Below are 8962 nucleotides of genomic sequence, written 5' to 3'. Positions count from 1 at the left end.
TAGCGCTCGCTCGGAGGGTTTTTGCGTTCAATATAAACACGCACAGGCGAAATGTTCGAAGAGTGGAGCCGTTTATCGACAGACCGATGTGCTGGTCAGTTAAGTCGAATAGCGCTAGCTCTTGATCATGCTGAATACGGTTCGTCTTATCCTGCCGGCTTTGTTCCCATCGTGGAATTTTTTCGATGTGATCGCGCCGTCTCCGCGTATCGAGTACCGAGTGCTTCCATCTGAAAAGCCAAAAGATGAGTGGATCGCGTTTCGACCAAGACCGAGGCGCACGTCGTTGTGGACGTTCGTTCAGCGCCTATTCTGGAACGCGCAAAGGAATGAAGCTCTGTTTGCCTCAGCTTGCGCTGAACGCCTGATCGCCGAACCAACGCAGCATTCGGAGGATGAAATTGTAAGGCTTATTCGAGCCGATGTTCAGAACAGTTCGATGCTGACGAGTGCACAAGAGCTTCAATACCGGCTGGTTTTTGTGTACCGGGAAGAGGACCGTCTGGACCGCGAAACACTTTACGAGTCGTCCTGGCTGCCGGTATCAGGCAGCACCCCAGACCGAGGGGCCTCCAATTGACATTTGAGTTGGCCGTCCGCTTGACCGAAGCACTGCTCGGCTTCGCTTTTATTATACAGAGCGCGGAGCATCTGTCTTTGTCTCAGGGAGTTCGGACGCGTGCCCTGTTTGGCATACGCTTGGTTCTGTCTGGGTTATTAATGGCAGGGATCGCGCCCGTCGTCAGCTGTGTTGCATTACTGGTTACGACGCTTTTGATGCTCAGACGCTTTCAAGGGCCGTATAATGGTGGCAGTGATCGTATGGGCAGCCTGATCCTCATCTGTCTTTTGCTCACGCATAGCCTGCCGGATCCGTTATGGAAGACATACGCTTTTGGGTATCTCTCCATCCAGCTCATTTTGTCATACTTTATATCCGGCTGGGTGAAGGTGGTGAATCGGGATTGGAGGACAGGGCGGGCGCTGCAGGATGTGTTCCTCTTTTCAACTTATCCGGTGTCGGAAGTCCTGAGAGATCTCGCGAAGCGACCCCGCCTGCTGTGGGCGTTGTCCTGGTCGGTCATGTTGCTAGAGCTGGCGTTTCCGCTTGCTCTTTTCTGGCCATGGGCGCTGATCATGTTTCTAATTCTGGCTGGTTTATTCCATCTCTCGAATGCATGCTTTTTCGGGCTGAACCGATTCTTCTGGACCTGGCTTGCGGCATATCCATCACTCCTGTGGTTTCAGGATCGCTTCATTCTTTAAAGGCGTTCGGAGAATGACCGGATGATCGATCACAAATATAAGAACTTGCGAATATACTAAAAAACACTATCTTGGGCTTGGACATGCCAGTTAGCTGATGAGCTGCCCCAACAAGTCTGGGTGCGATCATAGCCTGTCAGCAAGACGACCAAGAGAGAGTGACATGCAGAGACCAGAGGTAAAAGCGTTTTTTGACGAAGACACTTGCACCGTAAGCTATGTGGTGAAGGATCCGGCCTCAGAGGCGTGCGCTGTGATCGATAGCGTTCTGGACTATGATCCGGCATCGGGGCGTACGAGCAAGGGCTCTGCAGACAAAGTCATAGAGTATATAAAGCAAGAAGGCCTGCGGGTTGATTGGGTGCTGGAAACCCATGTGCATGCTGATCATATGTCTGCAGCGCCGTACATTCAGCACCAGGTGGGCGGAAAAATCGCGATTGGTGAGAACATCACCGTCGTACAGAATACGTTTGGTAAAATCTTCAATGCTGGAACAGAGTTCCAAAGGGATGGCAGCCAGTTTGACCACCTTTTAAAGGATGGCGATGTTTTCGATATTGGCGGACTTGAGGCTCGCGCGATACATACGCCGGGGCACACGCCAGCCTGTATGACCTATGTGATTGGTGATGCGGCCTTCGTCGGCGACACCTTGTTTATGCCCGACTATGGAACGGCACGCTGCGATTTCCCAGGCGGCGATGCGAGGCATCTTTATCAGTCCATTCAAAAGGTTCTCAACCTTCCATCGGAAACGCGGCTTTTCATGTGTCATGACTACAAGGCACCTGGGCGGGACTATTTTGCCTGGGAGACGAGTGTTGCGGAGGAACGCGCTGCAAATGTACACGTCAAAGCTGGTATCAGCGAAGACGAGTTCGTGCAGATGCGGGAAGAACGAGATGCGACGCTTGGGATGCCAAGGCTGATCCTGCCAAGCATACAGATCAATATGCGCGCAGGGCAGATGCCGCCAGCAGAGGACAACGGCACGCGGTATCTGAAAATACCGCTAGACGAATTGTAGGGCGCGCCGCCTATGCGGATTCTGGAACGATACTTTCCGATACTGGAATGGGGGAAAGCGTATAACGGGCAGACTCTGACCAGTGATGTCGTCGCAGCACTTATCGTGACGGTCATGCTGGTGCCGCAGTCTTTGGCATATGCCATGTTGGCAGGGCTTCCACCCGAGATCGGTCTCTATGCGTCTATTTTGCCTTTGCTGGCGTACGCCATCTTTGGGACAAGCCGTACAATGTCCGTGGGCCCGGTTGCGCTTCTTGCGCTGATGACCGCCGTTGCTGCCGGGCGGGTCGCTGAGGCGGGAACGCCGGAATATATCGCAGCGGCGCTGGCCCTGGCATTTCTGTCCGGCGCGATTTTGCTAGTAATGGGCATTCTGCGCCTTGGTTTCCTGGCGAATTTTCTGAGTCATCCTGTCGTTTCCAGCTTTGTGACGGCATCCGGCATTCTCATTGCGGTCAGTCAGCTGCGGCATATTCTGGGAGTGGAAGCGAGTGGACACAACTTGCCGGGTATTCTGACATCGATTGTGGGGCATATTTCCGACATCAACCTTCCAACTGTTGGGATCGGGATTGCTGCGCTCGCCCTGTTATATGGCTTACGCTTCGCAACGAAGCCATTTCTGAAACGTATGGGTTTGCCGGCCACTCTGGCGGGAGTCATTTCCAAGACAGGACCGGTGTTGGTTGTGCTTGCGGGTATCCTGATTGTTCAGGTCTGTGGGCTTCACGAACGAGGCGTTCGAATTGTAGGCGAAATCCCGAGGGGGCTGCCGCCGATAAGTGTGCCGGAGTTTGATTTGACGCTGTGGCGTCGGCTTCTGGAGTCGGCTGCATTAATTGCCGTGATCGGTTTCGTGGAGTCGATCGCCATTGCGCAAACACTCGCCGCCAAGCGTCGTCAGCGCATCGAACCGGATCAGGAGTTGATCGGCCTTGGCATGTCCAACCTGGCCGCGGGCTTTTCTGGAGGGTTTCCAGTCACGGGTGGTTTTGCAAGGTCTGCCGTGAACTTTGACGCTGGTGCTGCTACGCCAACCGCAGGGGCATTTACAGCTCTGGGGCTGGCTCTCGCGACCCAGTTCCTCACACCTTTCCTATTCTATCTGCCGCAAGCGGTTCTTGCGGCAACGATTATCGTAGCTGTTATCTCGCTCATCGACCTTCGCACGCTCTGTCAGGCATGGGGGTATTCGAAGACAGATTTTCTGGCGATGACGACGACAATTGTTGTGACGCTGGCGTTCGGCGTGGAGCTGGGCGTGAGCACGGGCGTCGGCCTATCGATTCTGCTGCATCTCTACAATACCAGTCGGCCACATTTCGCATTCGTCGGACAGGTGCCGGGCACGCAGCATTTCCGGAATGTGAATCGGCATGCCGTGGTGGTGCCGGAGCACATTCTGACCATCCGCGTCGATGAGAGCCTCTATTTCGCCAATGCTCGTTTTCTGGAAGATACGGTCTATAATGTGCTGGCGAGCCGACCAGACCTGAAGCACCTGATTCTGATGTGCCCAGCTGTGAACCGGATCGATATGAGTGGGCTGGAGAGCCTTGAGGCGATCAATGAGCGCCTCATGGAAGCTGGCGTTACATTGCATCTTTCTGAAGTCAAAGGCCCTGTCATGGATGGATTGCGCCGCACGCATTTTCTGGAGGCATTGTCCGGCCAGGTCTTCTTACACCAGTATGAAGCAATGGAGACACTGGCCCCAGACTGCGCGCATGCGGCAACAGCTGGCACCGCCGTTACCACCCAACCGCAAGCCGAGCCCTGTCCGTCGCAGACAATCGCAGGTGTAAAGCGACAGGGTGGACGTTAGGTCAACATTGACCCTCCCTTGAGCGAAGTCGCATAGTCTCCCAAAAAATAAGGGAGAGGAAACAGGATGACGGCTTCGTCCGAAGAGACGCAGAAAAATGGCCCTTTGGCGGGCGTTCGTATCGTTGACATGTCGACCGTTGTGCTCGGTCCTTTTGCGACCATGATCCTTGGTGATCTGGGCGCCGAAATCATCAAGGTCGAAGCAGGATCAGGCGACATTATGCGTCACGCCGGACCAACGCCTGTACCTGGCATGGGGCCAATCTTCACGACGCTCAATCGCAACAAACAGTCTGTGGTCATTGATGCAAAGTCGGATGAAGGCAAAGCGGCTCTGACGGAACTGCTCAAGACAGCCGACGTGTTTTTTCACAATGTCCGTATGGCCGGTATGGATCGGCTTGGCTTTGGCTATGATGCTGTCAAAGCGATCAAACCCGATATCGTTTACGTCCATTGCGCAGGATATGGCGCAGGTGGTCCCTATGAGACACGCCAAGCCTATGACGATCTGATTCAGGTCGCATCCGGTTTTGCTGAGCTGAACCAGCTGCGCGATGGGGGCGATCCGGCCTATGTGCCGTCTCTGGTCGCGGATAAGACGGTCGGCTTGTTCGCCGTCTATGCGACGCTTGCCGGAATGTATCATCATGCCAGAACGGGCGAGGGCCAGTTTATTCAGGTGCCCATGCTGGAAAGCTTCACCTTCTTCCATCTGGTCGAAAATCTTTATGGCGAGTGCTGGATGCCGGGCAATGGAAAGATGGCCTATACGCGATCTGTAAATCCGCGTCGGAAACCCTATGCAACCCAGGACGGGTATATCGGAATTGTCCCGTATAGCGACGATCAATGGCGCCAGTTCTTCGAGATCGGCGAAAGACCAGGCGTTTTCGATGACCCACGTTTTGCAGACTATAAGTCGCGCACCGAAAATGTCGCCGAGCTATACGCTTTGATCGAGGAAGTCGCTGCGACGAAGACGACCGATGAATGGCTCGAGCTGCTGTCCGAGGCGCAGATCCCGGCAATGCGTTTCAACAAGGGCGCTGATGTGTTGAAGGATCCGCATCTGACCGCGGTGGAGTTCTTCACGGAACGTCAGCACGCATCGGGCGCTGCCTACCGGTCTATGAAGCATCCGGTGTCGTTTTCGAATACACCGGCTTCGATCCGCACCGATCCGAAAAGTCTCGGCGCGGATACTGAAATCGTTCTGCAGAGTCTGGGCCTTTAGGCCCTATTTCTCAGAATAGAATTCACAGAGCTTGTCGACGATGACGCGCCCGATACCATCGCTACAACGGTAGTAGATGGTCTGCGCGTCGCGTCTGGCTTCCACCAGATTAGCAGCGCGCAGTTTTGCGAGGTGCTGAGACACAGCTGAAGGTGACTGCCCGGTCAGCTCTGCCAGCTGGTTCACGGGCAGTTCTCCACCACTCAGAGCGCAAAGGATCTTCAGCCTGGTCTCGCTGGACATGGCTTTCAGCACTTCGGCTGCATCCTGAATGCGCTCCGACATGATTTCGAAAGCTTCGGCCGTCTGTGGGTGAGCTGTCGACATTGTTATTTTACCATTCCTGTTTCTGTCGTTTCGTCAGCAGATTCCGTGCCATCATCTTCCGGCAGCCAGTCTGGTCCTCGCAAAGCGATGTAAATGGCCGGTATGACCAGCACGGTCAGAGCAGTCGAAGAGGCAAGCCCGAAAAGCAATGAAATTGCAAGGCCTTGGAAGATCGGATCGCTCAATATTACTGCGGCACCGATCATTGCGGCAAGTGCTGTCAGCAGAATCGGCTTGAAGCGAATGGCTCCTGCTTCCAGCAATACCGTTTTGAGCGGTGTTGTTGCATCGGTTTTGTGTCTGATAAAGTCAATCAGAAGAATAGAGTTCCGAACAATAATACCAGCCAGCGCAATAAAGCCGATCATGCTGGTTGCTGTGAACGGCGCGTTGAAGAGCCAGTGACCAATCATGATGCCGATCAGGGTGAGCGGGATCGGTGTGAGAATAATCAGTGGAACGCGGAAAGTACCGAACTGCGCGACCACCAGAATATAGATGCCTACAATTGCCACACCGAAGGCCAGTCCCATGTCGCGGAAGGTGACATAGGTGATTTCCCATTCGCCATCCCAGAGTAGGGTTGGTGTGCGTTCATCACCCGGTTGTCCATACATGCGGACGGCAGGCGCAGTCAGTCCTGCAGCTTCCCAATCAAAGGCTTTGATGCGGTCTTCGATGTCGAACATGCCGTAAATTGGCGCTTCGAACCGTCCCGCAAGATCGGCCATGACCATGTCAGCGAAATAGCCATCACGTCGATAGATCGTCAGAGATCCTTTTCCTTCAACGGCATCGACGAGCGTACCGAGCTCTACCGGTGCGCTACCTTGTGGAGCCATACGACGTGGAACTGGAATTGCCGCTGTTTCCTGTGCCCAGTTGCGTTCGGATTTTGGCAGTTTGATCTGCACGCTGAGTGGGTCCCGGCCTTCGCCTCTCGGTGCGACGCCGACAGTCTGGCCGGAGAATGTCAGGGCAATCGTGTCCAGAATGTCCTGTTGCATGACGCCATAATCGGCAGCTCTCGGCTCATCAATCTGAAAGGTCAGTCTTGGTGCGGGCGTACCGAAAGAGTCATCGACATCGACGATAAAGTCTGATTCCTCGAAAAAGCCTTTGATGACCTCTGCTGTCTGACGACGGGCTTCCGGGGTCGGGCCATAGATTTCTGCAATCAGGGTCGACATGACCGGTGGACCAGGTGGCACTTCAACCACTTTGACACTGGTCCCTTCCATCTGAGGCACTTCGGATAAAATACGGCGGATTTCCAGTGCGATTTCGTGACTTGTCCGTTTCCGGTGCGATTTCTCTGACAGATTGACCTGCAGGTCACCGAGTTCAGAGGAAGTGCGCAGGAAATAGTGGCGGACGAGCCCATTGAAGTTGAAGGGGGCAGCTGTGCCTGCATACGCCTGAATGTTTTCGACTTCCTCGACATCGCGAATGGCGTCTGCCAACGCAAACAAGGTACGTTCCGTGTCTTCAACGGATGCGCCTTCCGGCAGATCGACGATAACCTGGATCTCCGATTTGTTGTCGAAGGGCAGGAGCTTTACGGACACCGATTTGGTGGCAAAAAGCGATAAAGACAAAAGGGTCGCGACGCCGACGACCAGGAGAAAGATCCATGACCGCGTACGGCTTTGAACGATTGGGCCTGCTACGGCGCGATAGAATTTACTGATCCGGGTTTCATGTCCTTCGCCAACTTCGTGATTGGCCAGGCGAGACTTGCCGGCAATCTTCATGATCAGCCACGGCGCGATACCCACCGCCACGAAGAATGAGAAGACCATCGCAGCCGATGCGTTGGCTGGAATAGGAGCCATATAAGGGCCCATCAGACCGGAAACGAACATCATTGGCAGCAGCGCCGCAATAACGGTGAGTGTCGCGATGATGGTCGGATTACCGACTTCGGAAACCGCATCGATGGCGGCATCCACGCGTGAACGACCGTCCTTCATTTCCCAGTGACGGGCAATGTTCTCAATCATGACGATGGCATCATCGACAAGAATACCAATTGAGAAAATCAGCGCGAACAGACTGACCCGGTTGATGGTGTAACCCATCAGCAATGAGGCAAAGAGGGTAAGAAGGATCGTCGTTGGGATGACAATCAGAGTCACCAGCGCGGCACGCCAGCCAATTGCGAAGGCGATCAGAACGACGATAGAGACGGTTGCCAGCCCCAAATGGAACAGAAGCTCGTTGGCTTTGTGGTTGGCTGACTCGCCATAGTCGCGTGTGACCTCGACGCGGATGCCCTCCGGAATGAGACGCCCCTTCAGCATCTCGACGCGCTCGAGAATGGCATGAGATACATTTACAGCATTGGCGCCGGGGCGTTTTGCAATGGCAAGTGTGACCGCAGGTCGTGCCTGGAAGCCTGAGCCATTGGTTGCTTTTTCCAAAGACCAGGCGCGCGATTCATCTTCAGCACCCTCGACCGACACACGGGCCACATCCGCCAGATACACGGTTTCACCCGCAGCTCCTCGCAGTTCGAGGCGCTGGATGGCGTTTATGGAATCAAACCGGCTTCCGGCTTGCACAATCAGTGAGCTGCCGTCCTGACGGGCCGGGCCAGCGGGAAAGGCATTCGATGCTTGGCTAACCGCCTGTGACAATGTCTGCAGTGGGATGCCATATCCGGTGAGCGCTCCAATATCGGGTTCAATGCGAAGTTCGAGCGCACGGCCACCAATGAGACTTGTGAGTCCGACATCCTCAACTTTGATGAGCTCATTCTTGAGTTCATCGGCCAACATGCGCAGAGCTGTGTCTGTCCAGACATCGCCAGTCCACTCTTCAGGAGACAGCGTCAGCGTCACGATGGGTACATCATTAATGCCGCGGCCAACCACCATTGGCATGGGAACGCCCGGTGGCATGCGGTCGAGGTTGGCGCGCAGTTTTTCATGTACGCGCAGAACGGCATCATCGGGGTCTGTGCCGACATCGAAGCGGACCATGACGAGTGCGCTGTCATCGCGGCTTTGAGAGTAGATGTGGTCTACATCCGGAATGGCGGTGACAACGTCTTCGAGAGGTTTGGCTACCTGTTCCACAACATCGGGAGCGGTAAGCCCTGGTGCCGACACCAAAATGTCGATCATGGGAACGGAAATCTGCGGCTCTTCTTCACGCGGGATGGTGAGAAGCGCAACCAGTCCCACTGCAAGCGCGGCAAGCAGGAAAAGTGGCGTGAGAGGAGAGCGAATGGTGGCCCGGGTGATTGAGCCGGAAATATCGGTCTTCATC

Annotated in this window: 7 protein-coding genes; 5 read left to right on the top strand and 2 right to left on the bottom strand. The window is 54.7% G+C overall.

The window, feature by feature from the left end; all coding sequences use genetic code 11:
- Positions 1-127 precede the first annotated feature (127 nt).
- From ACFQDM_RS07460 to ACFQDM_RS07440, 5 genes are all read left to right on the top strand, one after another.
- The gene (locus ACFQDM_RS07460) at positions 128-580 is read left to right on the top strand and encodes a hypothetical protein (RefSeq protein WP_377377497.1); all 453 of its coding nucleotides are present in this window, start codon (positions 128-130) and stop codon (positions 578-580) included.
- A complete protein-coding gene (locus ACFQDM_RS07455; RefSeq protein WP_377377496.1) occupies positions 577-1266 on the top strand; it encodes an HTTM domain-containing protein in 690 nt (229 codons plus the stop codon). Before ACFQDM_RS07460 ends, ACFQDM_RS07455 begins: the two co-directional genes overlap by 4 nt.
- A 163-nt stretch (positions 1267-1429) precedes the next feature.
- Positions 1430-2296, top strand: coding sequence for an MBL fold metallo-hydrolase (locus tag ACFQDM_RS07450; RefSeq protein WP_377377493.1), 867 nt, complete (start codon positions 1430-1432; stop codon positions 2294-2296).
- A 12-nt stretch (positions 2297-2308) separates the two neighbouring features.
- A complete protein-coding gene (locus ACFQDM_RS07445; RefSeq protein ID WP_377377490.1) occupies positions 2309-4123 on the top strand; it encodes a SulP family inorganic anion transporter in 1815 nt (604 codons plus the stop codon).
- A 66-nt stretch (positions 4124-4189) separates the two neighbouring features.
- Positions 4190-5362, top strand: coding sequence for a CaiB/BaiF CoA transferase family protein (locus tag ACFQDM_RS07440; RefSeq protein WP_377377487.1), 1173 nt, complete (start codon positions 4190-4192; stop codon positions 5360-5362).
- Positions 5363-5365: 3 nt separating this feature from the next.
- Here ACFQDM_RS07440 and ACFQDM_RS07435 read toward each other — a convergent pair whose 3' ends face one another.
- Together ACFQDM_RS07435 and ACFQDM_RS07430 are read right to left on the bottom strand one after the other, a co-directional pair.
- A complete protein-coding gene (locus ACFQDM_RS07435) occupies positions 5366-5689 on the bottom strand; it encodes an ArsR/SmtB family transcription factor (protein ID WP_377377485.1) in 324 nt (107 codons plus the stop codon).
- Positions 5690-5691: 2 nt separating this feature from the next.
- On the bottom strand, positions 5692-8961 hold the full coding sequence (locus ACFQDM_RS07430) for an efflux RND transporter permease subunit (RefSeq protein WP_377377482.1): 3270 nt from the start codon (positions 8959-8961) through the stop codon (positions 5692-5694).
- Position 8962: the final 1 nt, after the last annotated feature.

It is taken from the genome of Ponticaulis profundi, from assembly GCF_042659465.1.
GTDB lineage: Bacteria > Pseudomonadota > Alphaproteobacteria > Caulobacterales > Hyphomonadaceae > Ponticaulis > Ponticaulis profundi.
Note: the sequence above shows the minus strand (reverse complement) of the source record. Positions and strands in the feature narration are given on the sequence as shown.